We start from the raw sequence: 22555 nt of genomic DNA, 5'->3' as shown, positions 1-22555 counted from the left end.
CTGGAGGATTGCCCGATGAGCCATTCATCATCCGTACGTCAAGAATTCGAAAACGATCTGCAACCGCTGACCAGCGTCCCGGTGGAGCGCGAGCTGCCGCTGGGCCAGCGCCTGTGGCAACAGGGCTGGCTGCGCAAAAGCGTGATCCTGATTTTGCTCGCCGTGCTCTGGGAGGTGGTCGCCCGGGTGCAAAACAACGACCTGTTGCTGCCGAGCTTTTTGCAGACCAGTCATGCGCTGTACGACGGCCTGCTCAGCGGCGAGCTGCTGGGCAAGGTGTGGATCTCGCTGGTGGTGCTGATCAAGGGTTACCTGATCGGCATCGTCCTGGCCTTCGCTCTGACCACGCTGGCGGTTTCGACCCAGGTGGGTCGGGACTTGCTCAGCACCCTGACTTCGATGTTCAACCCGCTGCCGGCGATTGCGCTGTTGCCGCTGGCGTTGCTGTGGTTCGGCCTGGGGCAGAACAGCCTGATTTTCGTGCTGGTGCATTCGGTGCTGTGGGCGCTGGCGTTGAACACTTACGCCGGGTTTCTCGGCGTCTCGGAAACCCTGCGCATGGCCGGGCGCAACTACGGCTTGAAGGGCATGCGCTTCGTGCTGTTCATCCTGATTCCGGCGGCGCTGCCATCGATCCTCGCCGGGCTGAAAATCGGTTGGGCCTTCGCCTGGCGTACCCTGATCGCCGCCGAACTGGTGTTCGGCGCCACCAGCGGCAAGGGCGGCCTGGGCTGGTACATCTTCCAGAACCGCAACGAGCTGTACACCGACAAGGTGTTTGCCGGTCTGGCGGTGGTTATCCTCATCGGTCTGCTGGTGGAGAACCTGGTATTCGACACGCTGGAGCGGGTGACGGTGAAACGCTGGGGGATGCAGCGCTGATTTTCTGATCTGCTAGCATTGCGTGCGAATCAATCCTGATCGGTCACGAGTGCTCAGCATGCAACTCCCGGACATGAACCTGTTGGTCGCCCTCGACGCCTTGCTCGACGAGGGCAGCGTGGTCGGCGCCGCGCGGCGGATGAACCTCAGCCCGGCGGCCATGAGCCGCACGCTGACGCGGATCCGCGAAGCCATTGGCGATCCGATTCTGGTGCGCGCCGGTCGCGGCCTGGTGCCGACGCCCAAGGCCCTGGAGCTGCGCGAGCAGGTGCGCGATGTGGTCGAGCAGGCGGCGCTGCTGTTTCGCTCGGCCGATGCGGTGGAACTGGGGACGTTGCGCCGGCGCTTCAGCATTCGCGCCAACGACTTCTTCGTCGGTGTGTACGGCGGCAAGCTGTTCGACACCCTCGATCAACTGGCGCCGCACTGTGAGTTGCGTTTCGTTCCCGAAGGTGATGGCGACGATGAAGCCCTGCGCGAAGGGCGGATCGACCTGAGTGTCAGCAACACCCGCCCGGTGACGCCGGAAGTCAAAGTGCAGAACCTGTTTTCCACCCACTTCGTCGGCTTGGTGCGCGAGGATCATCCGCTGCTGGATGGCGAGATCACGGCCGAACGTTACGCCGGTTTTTCCCACATCAGCATGTCCCGCCGGGGCATCGCCCGTGGGCCCATCGACACCGCTTTGAATGCCCTGGGGCTGGAGCGACGGGTGGCAGTGATTGCGCCGAGTTTCCACGCGGCGATGTTCGCCCTGCCGGACTCCGACCTGATTTTGCCGGTGCCCAAGGAAGCGCTGCTCAGCGTGCGGCGGCTGGGCTTGAAGCTGCGCTCGTTCAATCTGCCGGTCCCGTTGCCGACCCTGATGCTGACCCAGGCCTGGCACCCGCGTTTCGACAAGGATCCGGCCCACCGCTGGCTGCGTGAAACCCTCAAGACCTGCTGCGACGAAACCTGGCTGGCGGCACAGCCCTGACGATTGCGTCTGGCGCACTTATAAGCTGCCAATAAGTCAATTTTCGTCAGCACTAAGCCCTACTAACATGCTCCGGTATTTTTCCCTCCGGAGTTTGCTTGCATGACATCCCTGACGGTCACGGCACCGATTGCCGCTACCGCTCCGATGGCAGCCGCGCCACCGGTGTTCGGGGCGCGGATCATCATCGGTCTGGTCGGTGTGCTGCTGGCGGTGCTGGTGTCGGGTCTCAACGAGATGGTGACCAAGGTCGCCCTGGCCGACATTCGCGGCGCCCTGAGCATCGGTTACGACGAAGGCACCTGGCTGGTCGCCAGTTACACCGCGACCTCGGTGGCGGCCATGGCGTTCGCGCCGTGGTGCTCGGTGACCTTTTCCCTTCGTCGCTTCACCCTGTGCGCCATCGGCGTGTTCACCCTGCTCGGGGTGCTTTGCCCGTTCGCCCCGAACTACGAAAGCCTGCTGCTGATGCGCATCCTGCAAGGCTTGGCCGGCGGTGCGCTGCCGCCGATGCTGATGACCGTTGCCCTGCGTTTCCTACCGGCCAATATCAAACTGTATGGCCTCGCCGGTTATGCCCTGACCGCTACCTTCGGCCCTGGTCTCGGTACGCCGCTGGCCGGGCTGTGGACTGAGTACGTCGGCTGGCAGTGGACGTTCTGGCAAATCATCGTGCCGTGCCTGATCGCCATGGCCGCTGTTGCGTACGGCTTGCCGCAGGATCCGCTGCGTCTGGAACGCCTCAAGTCATTCAACTGGAAAGGCCTGCTGCTGGGCTTTCCGGCGATCTGCATGCTGGTGATCGGCCTGCTGCAGGGCAATCGCCTGGACTGGTTCGAGTCGAACCTGATCTGCGCTTTGCTCGGCGCCGGTTCGCTGTTGCTGGTGGCGTTTCTGATCAATGAATGGTCGCAGCCGATTCCATTCTTCAAGTTGCAGATGCTCGGCATTCGTAACCTGTCGTTCGCGCTGATGACGTTGGCCGGCGTGCTGGTGGTGCTGCTGGCGGTGGTGCTGATTCCATCGAGTTATCTGGCTCAGGTGCAGGGTTACCGGCCGGTACAGACCGCGCCGATCATGCTGATCGCGGCGTTACCTCAGTTGATCGCGCTGCCGCTGGTGGCGGCGTTGTGCAACCTGCGTTGGGTCGATTGCCGCTGGGTGCTCGGCATCGGTTTGAGCATGCTGACGCTGTCGTGCCTGGGCGGCTCGCAGCTGACCTCGGAATGGATTCGCGACGATTTCTATGTCCTGCAATGGCTGCAGATTTTCGGCCAGCCGATGGCGGTGCTGCCGTTGCTGATGCTGTCGACCGGCAGCATCCAGCCGCAGGACGGGCCGTTCGCTTCGGCGTGGTTCAACACCGTGAAAGGCCTGGCGGCGGTGGTCGCCACCGGCGTGATCGAGGCGCTGACCACTTCGCGCCTGCATTTTCACTCGACGATGCTGGTCGATCGCCTCGGCAATTCGCCGCTGGCCGCAAGCAACGACCCCGGCCTCGCCCATCGCCTGCATGAACAGGCGGTGGTGCTGACTTCTTCGGATCTTTATCTGTGCATGGCCGGCGTCGCGGTGGCGCTGATCCTGCTGATTTTCTGGCTGCCGACGCGGATCTTCCCGCCGCGCGCGCCGACCTGACTGAAATAGAAGGTTCTTATGACGACTCAAGCAAAGCAAAAACTCGCGGTGGCTGTGGCCGCTGCGCTGGCGGTCGGTGTGCTGGTGTATCTGGCGATGCCCGGCCTGTTCGGCAAGCGTACTCAGCAGAACACCAACGATGCGTTCGTTTCTGCCGACTTCACTCTGGTGGTGCCGCGTGTGGCGGGGTTCATCAAAGAGGTGCTGGTGGAAGACAACCAGCAGGTCAAGGCCGGGCAGTTGCTGGCGCTGATCGATGACCGCGACCTGCGCGCCGCCGCCGAGGCCGCCGATGCGCAAACCCTGGTCGCCCGCGCTCAATTGCAGAACACCAAGGCCACGCTGGAGCGCCAGACCTCGGTGATCGCCCAAGCGCAGGCGTCGGTGGTTTCGGCCAAGGCTGAAATGGCCTTCGCCCAGCAGGAATTGAACCGCTACAACCACTTGGCCGGCGTCGGTGCCGGCACCGTGCAGAACGCGCAACAGGCGCGCACCCGGATCGATCAGGCCTCTGCGCGGCTGGACACGGCCACCGCGAAACTGGCGGCGGAACGTAAACAGGTCGAGATTCTGACGGCGCAGCGCGATGCTGCCGAAGGCAGTTTGAAACACGCTCAGGCCGCGCTGGAAATCGCCAGTTTCGAGCTGTCCTACACGCGCATCACCGCGCCCCAGGACGGCATGATCGGTGAGCGCGCCGTGCGGGTCGGCGCCTATGTGACGCCGGGCAGCAAACTGCTGGCGGTGGTGCCGTTGAAGCAGGCCTATGTGGTCGCCAACTTCCAGGAAACCCAGCTCACCGACGTGCAGCCGGGGCAGGACGTTATCGTGCGGGTCGACAGCCTCGGCGGCGAAGCGCTCACCGGCCGTGTCGAGAGCATCGCCCCGGCTACCGGCGTGACCTTCGCGGCGGTCAAACCGGACAACGCCACCGGCAACTTCACCAAAGTCGTGCAGCGGATTCCGGTGAAGGTCCTGCTGGATCCGGGCCAGCCGCTGGCCGAACGCTTGCGGGTGGGGATGTCGGTGGAGGCGAGCATCGACACCGAAAGCTCGGCGACGTCGGTGCGTGAGGTGACACAGCGATGAAGCGCTTTCATTCCCTGACAGTGGTCCTGAGTCTGTCGGCGCTGGCGGCGTGCACCGTCGGCCCGGACTTCCAGAAACCCGAAGCCACGCAGATTGCCGAGTGGGCAAAACCGTCAAAAACTGCCGTCAGCCAGGCTGTCAGCGAACCTTTGAACGAGCGCTGGTGGGAAGTCTTTCACGACGCGCAACTCTCGGCCCTGACCCAGCGCGCCCTGCGCAGCAACCTCGATCTGCAACTGGCCAGCAGCCGTCTGCAACAAAGCCGCGCTGCCCGTCAGGTGATCAGCGCCGACCGCTATCCTACGACTGCCGCCACCGGTAGCTACGCACGCAAACGCAACAGCGGCGAGGGCCTGAACGACCCGTCCGGGCACAACGGCGATTCTGCCTTCAACCTGTGGGATGCCGGTTTCTCCGCCTCTTGGGAGCTGGATTTCTGGGGCCGTGTGCGCCGGGAAACCGAAGCGGCCGATGCCAATCTCGAAGTCGCGGAAAACGACCGTCGCGGTGTGCTGCTGGCGGTGCTCGCGGACACCGCGCAGAACTACATCCAGCTGCGTGGTGTGCAGAACACCCGCGCGGTCACCGAGCAGAACCTCGACGTGGCGCGGCACAGCCTGAAGCTCTCGCAACTGCGCCTCAACGATGGCGTGGCCACCGATCTCGACGTCGCCGAAGCCGCCGCGCAAGTGGCGGCCATCGAATCGCGCCTGCCGGCGCTGGAGCAACGTCAGGCGCAACTGATCAACGCCATCAGCCTGTTGATGGGCGAACCACCGCAGGCGCTGGCGAAAGAGTTATCCACAGATGCGCCAGTGCCACAGTCGCCGCTGACCGTCGCCATCGGCCTGCCGTCGCAACTGGCCGAACGTCGCCCGGACATCCGCCAGGCCGAAGCCCGATTGCATGCCGCCACCGCCAACATTGGCGTGGCCAAGGGCGATTTCTATCCGCGCATCACCCTGTCCGGCAATCTCGGCTCGCAAGCCATGCAGCTCAGTGATTTCGGCTCCTGGGGCTCACGGGCCTTCGGCATCGGCCCGCAATTCAGTCTGCCGCTGTTCGACGGCGGCCGCCTGCGCGGCGTGCTGCAACTGCGCGAAGCCCAGCAACAGGAAGCGGCGATCGGTTATCAACAGACCGTCCTGCGCGCCTGGCACGAAATCGACGACCAGTTGACCGCCTACAACGCCAGCCAGCGCCGCCGCGACAGCCTCGCCGAAGCCGTGCGCCAGAACCAGATCGCCCTGCGCACCGCACAACAGCAATACGTCGAAGGCGTGGTCGACTTCGTCAACGTCCTCACCGTGCAAGGCGCACTGCTCGCCACCCAGGAACAATGGGTGGAAAGCTCCACCGGCGTTTCATTGGCGATGGTCGGGCTGTACCGGGCGTTGGGCGGGGGATGGGAGTCGGTGTATCCGGTGGGGGAGATGGCGCAGCGTTGATTCTCCCACCCGAATGATGGCCTTTCGCTTGACGCTAATCCCCGCTGTCGTAGACTCCGAGCATCCGTCAGGGAGTAACGGTTATGCGGCGTTTTCGTGGTTGGGTTGTCGGATTGACCTTTGTAACGTGTGCAGTTCAGGCTCAAACGCCCGCGCCAGACGATCCGCTGCTGGATAACGGCGGGGCGGCGAATGCGTCGGCCAGCAGTGAAGCGCGCGGGGTGTTGCGGGCGCGGGATCAGGCGACGCTGGCCAGTGAGTTGTCGGGGCGGATTATCGAGTTGCCGTTCAGCGAGGGCGAGTCGTTCAAGAAGGGCGATACCCTGGCGCGGTTCGACTGTTCGGCTTATCAGGCCCAGTTGAACGCCGCGCAAGCCGCCAGCCGTGGCGCCGGTGAAGAGCTGGCGCACAACCGGCAACTGGCGGCGCTCAATTCCGTCGGGCGTTTCGAAGTGGCCCGGGCCGAAGCCAAGGTCAGCGAGACCCAGGCGCAATCTCAGGTTTATCAAGTCCAGGTCAAACGCTGCAGCGTGGTTGCGCCATTCGACGGGCAAGTGGTCGAGCGCAAGGTGCAACGCTACGAAAGCGTGCCGGCCGGTGCACCGCTGCTCGATGTGGTCGACAACCGCACGCTGGAAATCCATCTGCTGGTGCCGTCGCGCTGGATGGCCAGGCTCAAGCCCGGTCAGTCGTTCAGCTTCGTGCCCGATGAAACCGGTCAGGCCATCGACGCCACGGTCAAACGCCTCGGTGCGCGGATCGATGAGGGCAGTCAGACCCTGTTGCTGGTCGCAACACTCCCCGAAGCCAAAGGCTTGCTCGCCGGTATGAGCGGCACCGCGCGTTTTCCGGAGCTTAAGTGAACGCCCCGGTGAGCGGCGCCGCCGAGCAAGTGTTCGCGCGGTTTCTCGATCTCGAACGGCAGACCCGCGCGGCCCAAGACATTTCGCAACTGGCCTACAGCCTGGTCAATGACGGCCAGTCGCTGTTCGGTTTTCGCCATGCGGCGCTGTTGATCGCCGGCAAGGTGCAGGCGGTGACCGGGGTCAGCGCGGTGGAGCCGAATGCGCCGTTCGTGGCGTTCGTCGAGCAGGCTGTGGCGCAGTTGTTCAAGCAGGATGTGCTGAAACAGGCGCGGGTGATCACGCCGGAAATGGTCGGCGAATCGATTCAGGCCGATTGGCGCAGCCTGTCGGCCATGCAAGTGTTCTGGTTGCCGCTGATCGACCGTCAGGGTCAGGTGTTCGGCGGTTTGTGGCTGGCCCGTGATCTGCCGTGGAACCCTTCCGAGCAAGTGCTGCTGTCGCAACTGGGCGACACCTACAGCCATGCCTGGCTGGCGTTGCAACCGCGAAAACCTTGGCGGCTGCGCTGGACCCGTAAACGCCAGGTGGCGCTGGTCGCCTTGTTGTTGCTCGGGCTGTTGATCCCGGTGCGCCAGTCGGTGCTGGCGCCCGCCGAAGTGGTGCCTCAGGGCGGGCGCGTTGTCGCCGCACCGCTGGACGGGGTGATCGCCGAGTTTCTGGTCAAACCCAACCAGAGCGTGAAAGCCGATGACCTGTTGCTGCGTTTTGAAAGCACGACGCTGAAGGCTCAGGCCGATGTCGCCGAGCGTGCGCTCGGGGTCGCCGAAGCGGAGCTCAAAGCCAATTCCCAGCGCTCGTTCGTTGATGCCGAATCCAGCTCCCGGGTCGACCTGCTGGCCGCCCGCGCCGAACAGAAACGCGCCGAACGCGACTACGCCCGCGAACTGCTCAACCGCAGCGAAGTGCGTGCCGAGCGCGACGGCATTGCGGTGTTCGCCGATGCCGAGCGCTGGACCGGCAAACCGGTGCAGACCGGCGAACGGCTGATGGAAATCGCCGACCCGAGCCAGGCCGAACTGCGTATCGAACTGGCCGTGGGCGACGCGATCTCGCTGGAGCCGGGCGCCGAAGTCGCGCTGTTTCTCGACAGCGACCCGTTGCAACGTCACCTCGCCACCCTCGAACGTTCGGCCTACGAGGCGCAGCCCACCGCCGGCGGCCAGTTGGCCTATCGGCTGGACGCCAATTTCGCCGACGCACCGCCGCGCATCGGCCTGCGCGGCACCGCCAAAATTTTCGGCGACCGCGCGCCGCTGGCCCTGTACCTGCTGCGGCGTCCGCTCGCCGGGCTGCGCCAGAGCGTAGGCCTTTAAATGACCCTGCCGAGCCTGCGTGCCGACCTGCAATTGTCGCCCGCGGCGCCGGCATTGGACGGTTCGCCGCGCTGGACCCTGGCCGACCCGGTGCGCGGGCGCTACTTCAAACTCGGCACGGCGGCCATGCGCCTGTTGCGCCACTGGTCGCTGGGCGATCCCGAACAAGTGCTGCGCGCCGCCAACCGTGAACCGGGGTTGCCTCTGGACGGCAACGAGCTGGCGCAACTGCTGGAGTTCCTGCGCGGTCACGATCTGATCAGTGCCCTCGACGAGCAACAGCGCGCCAGTTATCGGCTCAAGGCCCTCGTACAACGCCAGAGCCTGTGGAAAATCCTGCTGCATCAATACCTGTTCTTCCGCATTCCACTGTGGCGCCCGGACGCTTTTCTCAACCGTGCCTGGCCGTGGCTGGAGCGCTTCGGTCCGAAGGTTTTGCGCTACGGTCTGCCGGCGACGCTGGCGCTCGGGGTGTTTCTGGTGTCGCGGGACTGGCAGCGGTTCGTCGGCACCTTTCCGCACCTGTTCAGCCTCGGCGGCGCGATCGCGTTCGGCATCTCGCTGTTCTTCGCCAAGCTCTGTCACGAGTTCGGTCATGCGTTCATGGCCAAGCGCGCCGGGTGTCGGGTGCAAAGCATGGGCGTGGCGTTCATGGTCTTGCTGCCGATGTTCTACACCGATGTCAGCGATGCCTGGCGGGTCAATGATCGACGTGCGCGACTGCTGATCGGTGCCGGTGGGGTGCTGGCGGAATTACTGCTGGCGAGCATCGCGCTGCTGGTCTGGTCGTTCCTGCCGGACGGGCCCGGTCGCACGGCGGCGTTCATGCTCGCCAGCGCGACGTGGATCACCACACTGGTGGTCAATCTCAACCCCTTCATGCGCTTCGATGGCTACTTTCTGCTCAGCGACTTATGGGAAGTCGACAATTTGCAGGGCCGGGCCTTTGCCCTGTGTCGCTGGCGGCTGCGGGAGTTTCTGTTCGGCTATGGCGCTCCGGCGCCGGAGCCTTGGTCGCCGACGATGCAGCGGCGTTTGCTGATCTGGGGGTATGGCTCGTGGTTATGGCGTGCGGCGTTGTTTTTCGGGATCGCGCTGGCGGTCTATCACTTGTTCTTCAAGGTGTTGGGGATCTTCCTGATGCTGGTGGAGCTGGTGTGGTTCATCTTTCTGCCGATCATGAGTGAGTGGCGCCAGTGGTGGAGCCGCCGCGAACAGGCTCACGGCCCTCGGGTGTTGCTCAGCAGCCTGGCGGTACTCGGCTTGTTGCTGGTGCTGATCGTGCCGTGGCGCAGTTCGGTGGAATTGCCGACGATGCTCGAGGGCGGTCGCGCCAGTGCCTTGCACGCACCGACGGCGGCGCGGGTCAAAGCCGTGAAGGTCGAGGATGGTCAGACCGTGGCTCAGGGCGACGTGCTGATCGAGCTGGAATCGCCGGACCTCGATTCGCGGCAGGCCATCGTCCGCCGGGAAATCCGCATCCAGCAATTGCTGATGCGCCGTCAGGCTGGCCGCAGTGAAACCGCTGCCGACGCCGGCATCGTCGAGCAACGCCTTGCCGAAGCGGTGGCGGAATACCGTGGCCTGACTGCTCAACGTGAACGCCTGCTGTTGCGCGCACCTCATGCGGGCACCGTGCGTGATCTGCTGCCAAATCTGACGCCGGGTCGCTGGCTGTCGAGCAAGGATGCGCTGGCGCGGGTGGTCGAGGACGGCACGCGACTGCGTGGTTACCTGGCCGAAGCCGAACTGTGGCGGGTCAAGCCCGGTGCCACCGGGCGGTTTATCGCCGACGACCCGATGCATGCCGCCATCGCGGTGCAACTCAATGAAATCGACACCAACGGTGTGGCCTATGTCGATCAGGAGGCGCTGACCTCCGATCACCACGGGCCGATTGCCGTGCGCCGCGATCAGCAGCAACGAGCGGAACCGGTGCAGGCGCAATACGGCGTGCGTTTGACTACGCTGGATCAGGCACCGACCCCGGTGCAGCCGCTGCGCGGCGTGGTGGTGTTGCAGGGCAGCGGCGAATCGGTGCTCGGCGTGGCCTGGCGCCGGATGGCGGCGCTGGGGGTCAGGGAAAGCGGTTTCTAGGGAGCATTAAGATGACGGACAACCTGGCGGCGGGCGGATTGGTGGTGCGGCCTTCGCGGGCGTCGGACGGGCCATTTCTGCACAGCCTCTATCAATCGGCGCGGCCGGATCTGCAATGGATCGACGGCGAGCAGGAGCAAGTGCAGCAAATCGTCGCCCAGCAGTTTCAGGTGCAGGAGCAGGGCATGGGGGAAAACCATCCCAACGCCATGCACTACATCGTGGAAAAACTCGGCACGGCCATCGGCGCACTCAGCACCGATTTCGGCGTCAATGAAATCCGCGTGTTGTACCTCGCGTTCATTCCACAGGCCCGGGGCAAAGGTTACGGACGAACCGTGCTGCAAGGCGTGCAAAAAGCCGCGCAGCAAGTGCGCTGCCCGGTGGCGACGGTGGTCTGGGCCAACAACCCCCATGCGCGCCAGCATTACCTGGCGCTGGGTTTTGCGGTGGAGGAGCGCAACCCGGCGGCGGAGCGGCTGGTGTGGTATCCACAGGCTTGAGTCAGATGATCGAGTCAATGTCGAAAGTGTGGGGCGCGCCGATTCTGTGGCCGTAGAGCGTTACCAGCAGCGGGTCATCCTCAGCGGCTTCCGGTGCCATGGCCAGCTGTTCGGCTGCGAGGTTTTCCGGGTGCAGCTGCCAGCGCGGCAGGCTTTCGGCCAGACGTTCCGGTTGTTTTGCCAGCGATCCATAAACATCCGTGGTCGTCAGGCGCCGGTGCCGCAGACTGGCCAGCCGTTCGCGGGTCGTGCGGATGTTCTCGATTTCATGATTGAGCGCTTCGACGATGTTTTTCCGGCTGCGCACATAGCTGTCCGGCCGTCCCGGCAAATTGCTGCGCTGGCGGCGCAACTGATCGGTGATGCGCTGCAGCGCTGTCTCAACCAGCGCGAATTCTCGCTCGGTAACCAGCGTGCGGTTTGACTCCTGTGCCTCCTGCCAACGCCGCAACACCGCCCAGCACGCCGGGATGTAAGCCCCGGTCATAGAATGGTGCCCGGCGTCGAAGATCTGCTTGAGCAACGTCGGCCGATCCGGCAGGCCGTGCCGCTGCCGGATCGCCACGTCGCAGGCTGCGTGCTGGGTGATGGTGTCGCAGCCCGGCTCCCAGAGAATTGACGATACCTGCTGGCGGCCGAACTCCACCGGCATGGCGTGTCGCAAACGGCCGTGGTGGTCGTAGGCTTCCCCGGTCCAGTTGGTGATGCCCGCGACGAACACCGACAGACCGAGCGGGACATTCACGAAGGTCAGCGCCGCCCCGGTGCCGTAGATATCGGCCTTGGTGTTCATCCAGCTGCCGGGCACGCTGGGCACCGGGTCGTTGTGGTTGACCATCCGGTGATGCACGAGATCGGCTGCGCCCTTGACGAAATCCGCGTCGCCGGCGCGGGGGGCGCCGTAGGTGTAGAGCTGGATTTTGTAGCCCTCAGGCCTACGGCGGAGCATTTCGGCCAGCAGCAGCGTGATTGCGCCACCGAGGCTGTGGCCGCAGATCAGGAGGTGTTGGCCGGTGTAGAACTTTTCGAGGTAATTGACGGCGAATGCGGCAGCTTTTTTGGCCGCTTCATAGAAACCTCGATGTACCTGGCCTTCGCCTTCCGCAAACGGCACCTGCAAGGCATCGGCATCGCGTAACCCATCGGCGACGATCTCGGCGGTGCCGCGAACGGCGATCAGGATCAGTTCGTCGTTGTGGGTGATGAAGGCTTGGGTGTCGGTAGCCTCATTTCCTTCGCTTCTGTCATCAAGGAAGTGAACCTTGGCTGGATGTTCTTGCGACTCGATCCTCTTCGGGTCATTCACTTCGTACAGATCCGAGTCGAATGGAACGATTTCCAGGCGTTTGGAATACGGCACGTCTTCGTACAGAGGGTAATAGGCTTTGATTTGATTCGAGTCGACTTTCCATAGTTCGTCGGACTTGGCCAAGGCGTCGCCAAACCAATTGCCTACGCTGGGTTGCAAAGGAAAGGTCACTCGATTTTCTTTGATGGGAGCACTTTCTGGCTTCTGACCGAAGGGGCAGTAGCTCAAGGTTGCCATCAATGAGAGCTGGTACAGATTGAGTGCACAGAATTGCGGAGCTGTGGATAACATCGGTCGCAACGCGCGTAACGGGCGCACTTCAAGAACAGTGTGACGTTGTGGCATCAGAGCGACACCCAGTTTGCCGTGTTCGCGCATGATGGCTGCACAGCCGGAGTCGAGAGGGTAATCGCGATACACCTCGGGTGGCAGATGCGAGGCATATCTGACCAGGTGACGGACTTCGACTTGAAAGTAGTCTGCACCGTCAGCAATCTCGGGTCGTTCCCGTGTGCGGGTGGCATTCCGGTTCAGATCACGAGTTTTTTCGGCGCGTACCTGAAGTTCGGTTATTTTTAGGGGGGTAATGTCGCCTGCTTTGCAAACTTGAGTAGAGCTGTTCCTTTCCTTCATACGATTGATCAAATAGCAACGATATAGGCCCCGCAAAGTGATAGTCCACTCTGCCCTTGCCCGCTGCATCCAGACGTCCTATGTATTTATGGCCTTCCGAATCAGTGGCGACATAGGCCAATCCAGCATAGGGCTCACCCGAGTAAAACTCATCGATGAGTTGAAAACTTGTCCATTTGCCACCGGCAGGACATGTCAGCATGCGGCCGCCTAACGGCGACGGCAGATCCTTTTCAATTGATTCCATCGTGAAACCTCCTTACTCAGTGCAACTTGGATAAATGGTGCAGACTCGGCCATCCGGCATTGTGAAAGTGCTGAAGTCGGTGTAGTTGCCATAACAAAAGGCGTACTGATCCTCAAAGTTGTCGCCTAAGCATCGCTTCCAGCCATTTGGAAAATTTACCCAGGTGTCCCTGAAGTAAGGTTGTTCTTCCCTTGCTACTTTGATTTTCATCCTCACGGTTGTGCCTGGAAGTTGATCGTGGGTGTATGCCGCAAACGGGCGCCCCGGCTGTGGAGTGCCCTGAGCATCGGTTTCCTTGCAGTCGAGTATTTTTCGCAGGATCCTCGGCTTACCTGAGGTGCGAAAAAGCCACTGACATTGGCCGTAGAAAATGCTTAGACCTTTATGGTTAAAAGTGCCTTTGTAGCGATCGTCCAATTCCGACCGTATAACAACAGCTGCACTATCAGCGCTAATGTCGCTCCAGTCCTTCCCGTAGGCGGCTCTGATGTCCAGATCAATTCGACGTATTACCATCGGGCAACCATTGATGGTCTTGCGGATGGCGATTTCGGAAACCGGCTCGTACGTTTCTCGCCAATTCCTGTTGTATCTGTTGGCTGTTTTGCGGAGGTCTATGGCTCTGCAGTTTTCACTACTATTGATCGGCTCATACTCTGCGAGGGCTTCATAGGCGAACCCTGGCGGTAGCTCTGCCGTGAAAGTGAATGTATTTGCCGGTTGGGTTTTGCACCCAGCGATGAGGGCAAGGCAAACAACCAAAGTCGCACTGCGCAGCGCGAGTCCAATCGTCGGGGAGGTCAGTGTTGGAGATTGCAGCTCCTTTTGAATTGATGTCATGGCGAAACCTCCTTATTCCGTACAGCCCGGATAAATGGTGCAGACTCGGCCATCAGGCATTTTGAATGTGCTGAAGTCGGTGTAATTGCCGTTGCAATAGGCATGCGGATCGTCATATCCATCACCCAGGCATCGCTTCCAGCCATTCGGAACTTTCACCCACGTATCCCCCCATCCGGGTTTCTCTTCCTCTGCCAAAGTAATCTTCATCCTCACCGTTTTGCCCGGCAGTTGATCAGGGTTAAAAGCCCCGAAGGTCTTCCCGTAGGCACGTGCTCCTTGGGCATCGACCGTTCTGCAATCCAGGATTTTTCTTAGAATTCGCGGTTTGCCCGAGGTGCGAAACCACCACTCGCACTGACCGTGGAAGGTGCTTTCACCGGCCTCGTTGAATACGCCTTTGAACTGCTCCTCCAGATCATCGCGGATGAAAACCATGGCTTCGTCACCACTGAAGTCGCCCCGTGTTTTGCCATAGCTCGAGTTGATCTCCAGCTCGATTCGCCTCACGACCAACGGACACCCCTTAACAATCTTGCGAATCGTGATCTCGGCATCCGGCTTGTACTCCGTGCGCCACTTGCTGTTGAACACCGGCGCAAGGTTGTCGCGCCTGTCGACCGTGCAGGTCTGGCCTTTCTCGGGTACGTAATAAACCACTGCGACGTAGGCAAACCCCGGTGGTAGATCGGCTGTGAATTTGAAGGTGTTGGGCGGTTTTCCCTGGCAGCCCCCCAGTGCCGCGAAGGCGCCGATCAGGACGATGCTCTTGAGCTGAATCTTCATGAAGGCATCTCCCCGCTCCAGCTCTTCGAAAGCAGGTAAACCCGATCAAAGTGCTCATCCGGCGTTTCGTCCGGTCGGGGTTGCCAATGAGGCGCGAGGGCCGGGGTGTGCAGGCTCTGGATCAGCAGAAACTCCAGCCGCTCCGGCGCCAGCCAGCCCCAGGCTTCGGCCTGTGCCAGTCGCTCGCGTAGCCAGATGTGCGGATCCTGCGAGCCCGCCAGCCCGGCGTAGGCCTGCACATGCTCGGCCAGCAGAAAACGGTGGGCATTGGCCAGACGAATCTCCATGGCGGGCTGATCGGGCATCGGCAGGTGCAGCCATGGCGGCGAGTCCGGCAGCAGATTGGTGCCGGGCGCTGGGTTGTCGGTGCTTTGCCAATGCGAGCCCTGCCAGTAACACACGCTGATCGCCGGCCCGAGATACGCCGGTAGCGCCTTGACCGGCAGATGTTCCAGCGCCCGGGCCAGCACCCGGTTGTCGTGGAAGCGGTACAGCGCCTGATGCGGACGGGTGCCGACGAGCATCCGTTCCTGCCAGTGCCTGATCCACGTCTTCAACTCGCCTTTGCCCAGGCTGGCGAGCCAGCCCCAATGGCTGTCGGGCCTGTCGAGCAGGGCATCGAGGCGACGGTCGTCGGGCTGGTCGAAGGTGAACAGGAACGGGCCGGTGTCCGCCAGTTCGGCGACCACGGTTTCACCGTAGACGCTGGCGTACTGCTCGTAACGGCTGCTTTTCAGCCAGCGCTGGCGCATGTCGCGTTCGTTCTGCGAGTCGAGTACCAGACACAGGAGGCGATCCGCCCGGTGTTGCTCGATCAGCCAGTGCGGCACAAAGGATTGGCTCATGCGGCGGCTCCCTCGATCAGGCACGCTCCTCCTCGACAGGCCTCGCAGATCGGGCAGAAATCTGCACCCAGCGGATCCGGGTGTGGCTGTTCTGGCTGACGTGCAGGTAGTCGCTGGCCTTGAGATGGGTCTTGCGATCACCGGTAATGGTGCGTTGCTCTTCTGCGTGGAGCACGCTGACGCTGTTGCCCTTGATGGTTTCCCGGCGCTGGTTGCCGATATCCAGGTGACTGTCGTGCTCGATCTTCTGCTGCAGATCGCGCTGGGCGCGCAGATAGATCAGTTCCTGACCGGCGCGGTCTTCGATCATCAGCTCATTGAAGCCATTGCTGTCGGGCGTGCTGCGGGACCGGAACACGCTGCGGGTCTTGTGCGCCGGCAATTCATAGGGCACCGGGTTGGCGCTGTTGGCCAGGCAACCGCTGATCACCGGATGGTCGGGATCACCGTTGAGAAACGTCACCAGCACCTCCATGCCCACGCGCGGAATGATCACGCTGCCATGGGCGTTGCCGGCCCAGTTCGTGGTGGTCCGCAACCAGCAACTGCTCTTGTCGTTGTGCCGGCCTTCGCGGTCCCAGAAAAACTGCACCTTGACCCGGCCGTAACTGTCGCAATGGATGTCTTCGCCTTCCGGCCCGGTGACCACGGCGGTCTGGGTACAGCCGATGGAAGGTTTGTCGTAGCGCAACGGCGGGCGATAGATCGCATCCCACGGTGTGGCTTCGAAATGGTTGCGGTAGCCCTGGACGAAGTCGCTTTTATCGCTCACGGCGATGTCGCTGCCGCTTTCTTCGAGCACCTGAGGCTGTTGGCCTTCGTGTTCGATTTCGGTGAGCAGCCAAAGGTCGTTCAATGCGGGGTCGGGGTGTTCTGACAACGACAGGAAATGCCCCGACACCAGCGCCGGTTCGTCGCTGTCACCCTGAGCCACGCGCTCATCGCTGCGATGACGTTCCAGGATTCGTCGGGCGAGCAGATTGCCGTGCTCCCGGTCGAGGACTCGCCCCGGATAGGCGTAATCCTCCAGATCAGGCTGACAGTTCTCGTTCGGTATCCGCGCGTCGGACTCCAGCACGATGCGCGCCCTTTCGAAATCGTAGGCGCGCCGACTGGCGCGACTGGTGCGGGTATTGAGCCCGCAGTCTAAACGGTGGATCACCGGCCGGTCGGCCACCATCGCGTTGCGCGGTTTGAACGGGGTCGGTCGGGCCAGCCTGGGAAACACGGTCTGGTCGTCGCCGAACACCAGCAGGTGCCTGTCGAGGCTGTGGCGAAAGTGATAGTGCAGGCCGTCTCCCTGGCACAGGCGCTGGATGAAATGCAGATCGGACTCGTTGTATTGCACGCAATATTCGCGATCCGGCAGGGCCTGGCCGATCTGGAACAGGTAGCCATCCGCGTGAATGCCATGTTCCTGAAGAATCTGCCCGATGATTTGCGCAACGCTCAGGTGCTGAAAAACCCGCTGATTGAAACGATGGCCCAGGTTCGCCAGGCATGGCGCGAGGGTCAGGTGGTATTGGGTCAACCGGTGCCCGATATCGCCCCGGCCAATGTGCTGGATCTGTCCATGGACGCCATGCCCGTTGTCATCGAAGGCCAGAAAGGCCTGCCGGTGCATGAGGCCGGGAAGATCGATGTCCGGTCTCGGGCTGACCAGTTTGACGTCGAAGGAGTAAGGCTGGCTGATGGATTCGGTGCCGGTGAAGGACAGCACCTGCAGGTCGTGTTTAAAGGCGTCGGTGATGAGGCGCAAACGAGCATTGGCATTGAACATCCGTTGTTCCTTGTCCTGTGACAGATTCGGAACAACGCTAACAAGATGAACCGCGAATTTATGTCGGACGTTTCCCAATTCATTCGGTTTAAAAGCCCGGATTACAAGGGCTTTAGCCGCATCCTACGGAATCGCCCTACAAGATTTTCAGAGTGGCGAATCAGTTGAACGAAATGCAGAAATACCCCAACTGCGGATCCCGCCCCAGCGCCGGCACCCGCGACACGAAGATGTCCTCTACCCGACCGAGTTCCGGCAGCTCCAGCGCGCATAAACCGTCGACGAAGTCGGTCGGCACCAGGCTGTTGAATTCGAGGCAGAAGGGCATGCGTTCGCTGTAGCGGGTTTTCGCCGCGGGGACCTCATCAAGGTGCTCGATCCGGATCGGCAATGCCGTGCCATCGGGCAGGTGCAGCGTGCGTTGCTGTCCGAGCAACGGCTGGACGTGTTGAATCTGAACCGCTTGCAGCATGGTCTGACTCCAGTGAAAAAAGAACGGCCGGGGGCGGTGAAGCCCCCGGCGTTTGCTCAGTTGCGCGACGGGAACAGGCCGTTCAGGGCAACGCTGAAGTTGAGGACCAGGGCCGGGTTCAGGATCGGCAGTGGCTGACTGCCGCCGGTGGAGGAAATGTCCCCGGTGACGGTGGTGGTCACACCCTTGAGCGGCACCGGCGTGGCGCCTTGTGCGTCGGAGTAAATGTTCGCCGAACCCGGGCCGCCGCCGGACGCGCCGATGTACGAATTGGTGGCGGTGGGCACAGTCGCTGGATTGCTGGCGGGTACGGCCAGGGACAAGGCCGTGTTGGCGGTGAGGCCGGTCATCGCGTGGGTGTGGTTGGGCATGTTGGCGATGGTGGCGGTGACGTTTTCGGTGCCGTACACCTGACCGATGACGCGCGGTGTCAGGCCCAGTCCGGTGCCTTGTGCGACGGGCACGCGACCTTGCAGGTTGGGCAGTTGAAAGTTGGTCGTGCCATTGCCGCCGTAGTAAGTGCCCAGCAAGGCGAACAGCGCCTGGTATTGCGAGATGCCCAGGATTTGCCCGTTGCACAAGGCCCAGCCACTCGGGGCGAAGTTGAAGGCGAACGGTTGAATCGTACCCATAAAGACTTCCATGGTTCCTCATCCTTCTGTTGTGTGGTCGGCGCGCCGCGCGGTCGCCCTTGTTGTCGGGCCGGTCGAAACGTTGTGCTGACTCCTTCCTTTTGCGCGGGCAGGTCACGCCACGCCGTAGCGTAGACCCGGATCGACGGACTTGCCGGACGTCGTCGTGGCCGCGCGTCGACTGCGGTGCTGGCCTACAGTGTTGGCAGTTGATGACGCAATTGTGTTCGCAAAAACGCTGAGGGGAGGTTGATGGAGGTCCTTCGCGAGACACCGCTGGGAGATACTCAGGATCCGTTCGCCGCACCGAATGCCGGTGTCCGGCGCCTGTTGCGCTGGGCGCGCGAGCACTGGTTGATACCGATCCTGCTGCTGGCCACCGTGGTGCGTTTTTATGACCTGACGGCTGCCGCGATCTGGGGCGATGAAGGTTCGAGCCTGCTGCTGGCGCGCTATTCGCCGGGCGGGATCTGGACGCATGCCGCGTTCGATGTGCATCCGCCGCTGTACTTCATGCTGCTGCACGGCTGGATCGGCGTGTTCGGCGACGGCCTCCTGGCCATTCGCAGCTTCAGCGCACTGGCCGGCATCGCCACGGTCGGACTTGGCGTGAGCCTGGTCGACCGGCTGGCCACTCGCCGCGCGGCGATCATCGCGGGGGTGTTGCTGGCGCTGCTGCCGACGGCGGTGCGCTACAGCCAGGAAGTGCGCATGTATGCGTTGCTGGGTTTGCTGCTGATCGGTGCGACGCTGGTGCTGGTCAAGTGGATCAGGCGACCGCATCGTCACCGCTATCTGCTGATCTATGCGCTGCTGATGACGGCGGCGTTGTACACCCACTATTTCGCCGTGCTGGCGGCGCTGAGTCATTGGCTGTATCTGGGGTTGATCCGCCTGTTGCCGGGTTATCGCCTGAAGCATCTCCAGCGCAAGGATTGGTGGCTGGCCAATCTCGCCATCGTCGTGCTCTACCTGCCGTGGCTACCGAACCTGATCGATCTGCTGCAACACATGGACGCGCTCAAGGCCGGCGGCGATGTGGGCTGGGAAGATCCGGTGACCCTGTCTTCGCTGCCGTCGATGATCTGGCTCTGGTTGATTCAGGACGAGGGCGAACATCTCCCGTTGCTGCTGTTCGGCGGTGTGCCCCTGGCTTTGCTGGTGCTGGCGGGGGTCGCCGTTGCCCGTGATCGCAGCGTGAACCATGGCAGCGTGCTGCTGGCGGTCTACACCGGCGTGCCGTTGTTGCTGGTGTTCGCCGTGTCTTTCATTACGCCGATGTTCATCGAGCGTTACCTGACTGCCTACGCGCTGGGGCTGCCGATGCTGGCGGCGCTGGCCATCGACCGGCTCTACAGCAGCGTGCGCGTGCTGGCGATGGCGGTGCTGCTGTCGCTGGTCGGGGTCGAGATGATCGGGGTGAACAACAACGCCACGGTCGACCGCAACGACCAGTTCAACGTCATGGTCGATTACGTCAACCGCCACTTCGCCAGCGGCGACCGGATCGTCACCAGCGACATGCTCTGGTACCTCAGTTACGTCTATTACAACCGCACTGAGGCTCAAGTCCGGCTGTTTACGCCGCCCACCGCCGAGGGACGCTCGACTCGCCCGAACCATTACGGTTTCGGCACGCTGGTGTCCGATGAGGTTTACCTTGATCGGTTGGGCGACCTGTCGAAGGACAGTGCCCGGGTCTGGTTGATCGGTGATCTGGACGTGGAAGTACCCGATCCATTTCTGCCCTTGCCTGCGACCTGGCAGCTGCGGGATCAGGTGCACGCGGGCGGGGCGAAAGCGCGACTTTTCTCGTTGCAGGCGCCCAATAGATCGGGAGAAAACTGACTTAAACGCTTCACCATTTTATTCGCGATAAAAGCTAAGTTTTTAAGTCCGTTTTGCTCTTTTCTGATATCAAAACACTACTAGTCGAATGGGTATTGTTGGATTACGCTCATCAGACAAAAGGACTTACAAATACGGTGAAGGGATTGCAGCAGTTCCACTTTATCTCCGGCTTGCCGCGCTCAGGTTCTACCCTCCTTTCTGCAATCCTCCTGCAGAACCCGCGTTTTCATGCCGGCATGACCAGTCCGGTCGGCGCGCTGTTCTCCGGTGTCCTTGAACAATGCAGTGCCGGCAGCGAATTCGGCGCGGTGATCGACACCGACATGCGCCGCCGCCTTTTGCGCGGTCTGTTCGATTCCTACTACGCCGACAAGGCCGACAAACCGGTGGTGTTCGACACCAACCGCCAGTGGTCTGCGCGACTGCCGGCCATCAACGACCTGTTCCCTCAAGCCAAGGTCATCGCCTGTGTGCGCAACGTCGCCTGGGTGATGGACAGCCTGGAGCGGCTGTACCGCGCCAATCCTTTCGAAAACACCAAGCTGTTCGGCGATGCGGTCGAGCGCAACACGGTCTACAGCCGCTGCGAAACCCTGGCCCAGCGCAATCGCCTGGTGGGTTTTGCCTGGGCGGCGCTCAAGGAAGCCTATTACGGCGAGCACGCCGATTCGCTGCTGATCGTCGATTACGACCTGCTGACCCAAGCCCCGGAGCGGGTGCTGCGGCTGGTCTACGACTTCATCGGCGAACCCTGGTTCGAGCACGATTTCGAGCACCTGGCCTATGACGCGCCAGAGTTCGACCAGGCCCTCGGTGTGGCTGGCCTGCACAAGGTCAAACCCAAGGTCGCCCTGCAGTCGCGGCGTACGATCCTGCCGCCGGATCTGTTCAAGCAATACGCCGATCTGTCCTTCTGGCTCGATGGCTCAGCCAGCGCTGCCAATGTCATTCGTATGAAGTCCGACGCCGCGATCAGTTGATCGCGGCGTTTTCATTGATGCGTCAACAACTGTGTTCGAGTCCGGGTGAGCAACATGTGGTGGAGCAAGCAGAAGTCGCGGGTTACCGAAGGCCAACGGACGCTGGCGGCGCCCATGATCATGTCGCTCGAACCGCGCATGCTGTTCGACGGCGCCGTCGCGGCCACCGTCGCCGACACCGCCGCCCAGGCTGACAGCCATGCCACCGCCGATGCCGCGAAAGCGCCGGTCGCCGACCACCCGAGCGCCAGCAAGGACACCCATGGCCAGGCCGATGCTACGCCCGCCGCCAGCCCGGTAGCCGTGCCGGGGCAGAGCGTGGTGTTCGTCGATTCCCGGGTCAAGGATGCCGACAGCCTGCTCAAGGGCGTGGCCCCCGGCACGCAAGTGGTCAAGCTCGATGCCGGCAAGGACGGTTTGCAGCAGATCGCCGATTATCTCGACCAGCATCAGGGCGTGAGCTCGGTGCAGATCATTGCCCACGGCAATGCCGGTGACCTGTGGCTGGGCAACAGTTATCTGTCGGCCGACAACGTTGCCCAGCGCAGCGCGATCCTGGCGGAAATCGGCAAGGACATGAACGCTGGCGGCGACATCCTGATCTACGGCTGCTACACCGCCGAAGGGGATCGTGGCCTGAGCTTCGTCGACTCGCTGGCGCAGCTGACCGGCCGCGACGTGGCCGCCTCCAGCAACCGCACGGGCTTGGGCGGCGACTGGGATCTGGAGATCGCCACCGGCACCATCGAAAGTGCCAACGTGCTGTCGACCCAGGCGATGAGCGAATACCAGTGGGGCCTGGCCACCTGGACCGCCACCAACAATGCCAACACCGGGGTCGGCTCGCTGCGCGCAGCGCTGGCGTCGGCGCAGAACGGCGACATCGTGACCTTCAGCTCCGGGATGACGGTGCAGCTCACCTCGGAATTGCTGATCAACAAGAACATCACCGTCGATGGTGACCTGAACAATGACGGGGTTGCCGACGTCACGCTCGATGGCCAATACCGGACCCGAGTGGTGGAAATCACCTCCGGCAGCACGGTGACCCTGGATGGTCTGGTCATTACCCGTGGCCTGGTTTCGGGCAACGGCGGTAATGGCGGCTACGGCGCAACCGGTGCCATGGGCGGGGGGATTTTCAACGCCGGTATCCTCACGTTGAACAACGTTACGGTGACCAGCAACGCGGCAGCCGGTGGTGGTGGTGGCGGAGGGGTCACCAGTGCGTACTACGGCGGCGGTGGCGGCGGTGGCGGCGGGATTGGCGGTCAGGGTGGCGGTCATGGTGGCTCGGCCGGACCGGGCACCGGCACCCTTGGCGGGCAGGCCGGCAGCGGCGGCGTCGGCGGTTACGGCGGTGGCTAC

18 protein-coding genes and 1 pseudogene are annotated in these 22555 nt (G+C 62.4%); 12 read left to right on the top strand and 7 right to left on the bottom strand.

Annotated features, from left to right (window positions below):
* Window positions 1–15 precede the first annotated feature (15 nt).
* The 9 genes from CAF74_RS28205 to CAF74_RS28165 all read left to right on the top strand — a co-directional run bounded on the left by CAF74_RS28205 (window position 16) and on the right by CAF74_RS28165 (window position 10812).
* On the top strand, window positions 16–882 hold the full coding sequence (locus tag CAF74_RS28205) for an ABC transporter permease (RefSeq protein WP_011331855.1): 867 nt from the start codon (window positions 16–18) through the stop codon (window positions 880–882).
* 58 nt (window positions 883–940) lie between these two features.
* A complete protein-coding gene (locus CAF74_RS28200; RefSeq protein WP_039773030.1) occupies window positions 941–1858 on the top strand; it encodes a LysR family transcriptional regulator in 918 nt (305 codons plus the stop codon).
* Between the two features lie 102 nt (window positions 1859–1960).
* A complete protein-coding gene (locus CAF74_RS28195; RefSeq protein ID WP_085748530.1) occupies window positions 1961–3496 on the top strand; it encodes an MFS transporter in 1536 nt (511 codons plus the stop codon).
* An 18-nt stretch (window positions 3497–3514) separates the two neighbouring features.
* Window positions 3515–4585 (top strand): HlyD family secretion protein, encoded by a 1071-nt coding sequence (locus CAF74_RS28190; RefSeq protein ID WP_085748529.1) that lies wholly within the window; start codon window positions 3515–3517, stop codon window positions 4583–4585.
* The gene (locus CAF74_RS28185) at window positions 4582–6033 is read left to right on the top strand and encodes an efflux transporter outer membrane subunit (protein ID WP_085748528.1); all 1452 of its coding nucleotides are present in this window, start codon (window positions 4582–4584) and stop codon (window positions 6031–6033) included. Before CAF74_RS28190 ends, CAF74_RS28185 begins: the two co-directional genes overlap by 4 nt.
* Before the next feature lie 83 nt (window positions 6034–6116).
* Window positions 6117–6896, top strand: a complete 780-nt coding sequence (locus CAF74_RS28180; RefSeq protein ID WP_085748527.1) for an efflux RND transporter periplasmic adaptor subunit — start codon at window positions 6117–6119, stop codon at window positions 6894–6896.
* Window positions 6893–8212, top strand: a complete 1320-nt coding sequence (locus CAF74_RS28175) for an efflux RND transporter periplasmic adaptor subunit (RefSeq protein WP_085748526.1) — start codon at window positions 6893–6895, stop codon at window positions 8210–8212. The genes CAF74_RS28180 and CAF74_RS28175 overlap by 4 nt, the downstream gene beginning before the upstream one ends.
* Window positions 8213–10309 carry a biotin/lipoyl-binding protein gene (locus tag CAF74_RS28170; RefSeq protein WP_085748525.1) on the top strand — a complete coding sequence of 699 codons (2097 nt, stop codon included), beginning with the start codon at window positions 8213–8215 and terminating at the stop codon, window positions 10307–10309.
* An 11-nt stretch (window positions 10310–10320) separates the two neighbouring features.
* The gene (locus CAF74_RS28165; RefSeq protein WP_085748524.1) at window positions 10321–10812 is read left to right on the top strand and encodes a GNAT family N-acetyltransferase; all 492 of its coding nucleotides are present in this window, start codon (window positions 10321–10323) and stop codon (window positions 10810–10812) included.
* 1 nt (window position 10813) lies between these two features.
* Here the strand turns inward: CAF74_RS28165 and CAF74_RS28160 are convergent.
* The 7 genes and pseudogenes from CAF74_RS28160 to CAF74_RS28130 all read right to left on the bottom strand — a co-directional run bounded on the left by CAF74_RS28160 (window position 10814) and on the right by CAF74_RS28130 (window position 18368).
* Window positions 10814–13001: pseudogene (locus CAF74_RS28160) on the bottom strand (lipase family protein).
* Window positions 13002–13013: 12 nt separating this feature from the next.
* Window positions 13014–13841: a hypothetical protein gene (locus tag CAF74_RS28155; RefSeq protein WP_219733687.1), complete on the bottom strand. Its 828-nt coding sequence runs from the start codon at window positions 13839–13841 to the stop codon at window positions 13014–13016.
* 12 nt (window positions 13842–13853) lie between these two features.
* On the bottom strand, window positions 13854–14627 hold the full coding sequence (locus tag CAF74_RS28150; protein WP_085748523.1) for a hypothetical protein: 774 nt from the start codon (window positions 14625–14627) through the stop codon (window positions 13854–13856).
* The gene (locus tag CAF74_RS28145) at window positions 14624–15472 is read right to left on the bottom strand and encodes a DUF4123 domain-containing protein (RefSeq protein ID WP_085748522.1); all 849 of its coding nucleotides are present in this window, start codon (window positions 15470–15472) and stop codon (window positions 14624–14626) included. The genes CAF74_RS28150 and CAF74_RS28145 overlap by 4 nt, the downstream gene beginning before the upstream one ends.
* A gap of 16 nt (window positions 15473–15488) precedes the next feature.
* Window positions 15489–17252 (bottom strand): type VI secretion system tip protein VgrG, encoded by a 1764-nt coding sequence (locus CAF74_RS28140; protein ID WP_139832939.1) that lies wholly within the window; start codon window positions 17250–17252, stop codon window positions 15489–15491.
* A gap of 160 nt (window positions 17253–17412) precedes the next feature.
* Window positions 17413–17724 (bottom strand): hypothetical protein, encoded by a 312-nt coding sequence (locus CAF74_RS28135; protein WP_085748521.1) that lies wholly within the window; start codon window positions 17722–17724, stop codon window positions 17413–17415.
* Window positions 17725–17780: 56 nt separating this feature from the next.
* Window positions 17781–18368, bottom strand: a complete 588-nt coding sequence (locus CAF74_RS28130) for a phage tail protein (protein WP_064382667.1) — start codon at window positions 18366–18368, stop codon at window positions 17781–17783.
* Window positions 18369–18608: 240 nt separating this feature from the next.
* Between CAF74_RS28130 and CAF74_RS28125 the strand changes: the two genes are divergently transcribed.
* From CAF74_RS28125 to CAF74_RS28115, 3 genes are all read left to right on the top strand, one after another.
* Entirely contained in the window at window positions 18609–20204 is a 1596-nt protein-coding gene (locus tag CAF74_RS28125; RefSeq protein ID WP_085748520.1) for a glycosyltransferase family 39 protein, read from the top strand.
* 137 nt (window positions 20205–20341) lie between these two features.
* Entirely contained in the window at window positions 20342–21187 is an 846-nt protein-coding gene (locus tag CAF74_RS28120; RefSeq protein WP_011331872.1) for a sulfotransferase, read from the top strand.
* A gap of 54 nt (window positions 21188–21241) precedes the next feature.
* The coding region (locus CAF74_RS28115; RefSeq protein ID WP_139832938.1) for a DUF4347 domain-containing protein at window positions 21242–22555 on the top strand (1314 nt) is incomplete at its 3' end.

This window comes from Pseudomonas sp. R45(2017) (genome assembly GCF_002112305.1).
Classification (GTDB): domain Bacteria; phylum Pseudomonadota; class Gammaproteobacteria; order Pseudomonadales; family Pseudomonadaceae; genus Aquipseudomonas; species Aquipseudomonas paraglycinae.
This window is presented reverse-complemented; position numbering and strand designations above follow the sequence as displayed.

Excerpts from the sequence above, each read along its gene's own strand:
- CAF74_RS28190 (WP_085748529.1), top strand. The coding sequence starts at position 3,515 with ATGACGACTCAAGCAAAGCAAAAACTCGCGGTGGCTGTGGCCGCTGCG.
- CAF74_RS28145 (WP_085748522.1), bottom strand. The coding sequence starts at position 15,472 with ATGAGCCAATCCTTTGTGCCGCACTGGCTGATCGAGCAACACCGGGCG.
- CAF74_RS28170 (WP_085748525.1), top strand. The coding sequence starts at position 8,213 with ATGACCCTGCCGAGCCTGCGTGCCGACCTGCAATTGTCGCCCGCGGCG.
- CAF74_RS28195 (WP_085748530.1), top strand. The coding sequence starts at position 1,961 with ATGACATCCCTGACGGTCACGGCACCGATTGCCGCTACCGCTCCGATG.
- CAF74_RS28200 (WP_039773030.1), top strand. The coding sequence starts at position 941 with ATGCAACTCCCGGACATGAACCTGTTGGTCGCCCTCGACGCCTTGCTC.
- CAF74_RS28180 (WP_085748527.1), top strand. The coding sequence starts at position 6,117 with ATGCGGCGTTTTCGTGGTTGGGTTGTCGGATTGACCTTTGTAACGTGT.
- CAF74_RS28135 (WP_085748521.1), bottom strand. The coding sequence starts at position 17,724 with ATGCTGCAAGCGGTTCAGATTCAACACGTCCAGCCGTTGCTCGGACAG.
- CAF74_RS28165 (WP_085748524.1), top strand. The coding sequence starts at position 10,321 with ATGACGGACAACCTGGCGGCGGGCGGATTGGTGGTGCGGCCTTCGCGG.
- CAF74_RS28140 (WP_139832939.1), bottom strand. The coding sequence starts at position 17,252 with ATGTTCAATGCCAATGCTCGTTTGCGCCTCATCACCGACGCCTTTAAA.
- CAF74_RS28130 (WP_064382667.1), bottom strand. The coding sequence starts at position 18,368 with ATGGAAGTCTTTATGGGTACGATTCAACCGTTCGCCTTCAACTTCGCC.
- CAF74_RS28125 (WP_085748520.1), top strand. The coding sequence starts at position 18,609 with ATGGAGGTCCTTCGCGAGACACCGCTGGGAGATACTCAGGATCCGTTC.
- CAF74_RS28150 (WP_085748523.1), bottom strand. The coding sequence starts at position 14,627 with ATGAAGATTCAGCTCAAGAGCATCGTCCTGATCGGCGCCTTCGCGGCA.
- CAF74_RS28185 (WP_085748528.1), top strand. The coding sequence starts at position 4,582 with ATGAAGCGCTTTCATTCCCTGACAGTGGTCCTGAGTCTGTCGGCGCTG.
- CAF74_RS28155 (WP_219733687.1), bottom strand. The coding sequence starts at position 13,841 with ATGACATCAATTCAAAAGGAGCTGCAATCTCCAACACTGACCTCCCCG.
- CAF74_RS28205 (WP_011331855.1), top strand. The coding sequence starts at position 16 with ATGAGCCATTCATCATCCGTACGTCAAGAATTCGAAAACGATCTGCAA.